1 protein-coding gene is annotated in these 476 nt (G+C 59.7%); it reads right to left on the bottom strand.

Features of this window, described 5'->3' with window-relative positions; all coding sequences use genetic code 11:
• A partial coding sequence (locus tag EN807_RS32545) for a hypothetical protein (protein ID WP_135937930.1) occupies window positions 1-187 on the bottom strand: 187 nt, incomplete at its 3' end.
• Window positions 188-476 lie beyond the last annotated feature (289 nt).

The following is a 476-nucleotide window of genomic DNA, read 5'->3' as shown; positions in this document are numbered from 1 at the left end:
GGGAATACTGGTCCACCGTCTGCGGCGAACCGTCGGCAAAAACTTCGAAGATTTGAGAGGCAAGATATTCCCTCTGGTCCTTGTCCTTGAGCGCCAGCCGGCGTTCTTTGCACAGTCGGTCAAAGACCCGCTGCAGCAAGTCCAGATCAGCGGGTTCGTACACCCCACTGTTGCGCGACAATGACATCGTTGCCGCCCTAAAACCCTGGTCGGAATTATCTCACACTGCAGGGCTGGCGCGAAGAAAAATCAGCGGGTCTGTCGGCGGTGGATAGCGTCTCAGTCGAAAATTTCAGGGAACAGTTTCAGGTCTGGCGGATTTCTATCGCGAGCGGCCAGTCCCCTCCGCCGCTCCCCCAAGCAAGAGCCCGTCGTTCTCTCCCCGAGACGGCGGGCTTCCCGTACGCGCCACGTCGATGCTCGCCTACGGCAGGGATTGAGGCGCTTGTCGCGTCATGATCCGGGGCCGCTGTAGA

The sequence above is a fragment of the Mesorhizobium sp. M5C.F.Ca.ET.164.01.1.1 genome, assembly GCF_004792125.1.
Taxonomy (GTDB): domain Bacteria; phylum Pseudomonadota; class Alphaproteobacteria; order Rhizobiales; family Rhizobiaceae; genus Mesorhizobium; species Mesorhizobium wenxiniae.
The sequence above is the reverse complement of the archived record's forward strand: the minus strand, read 5'-3'. Positions and strand labels throughout refer to the sequence as shown.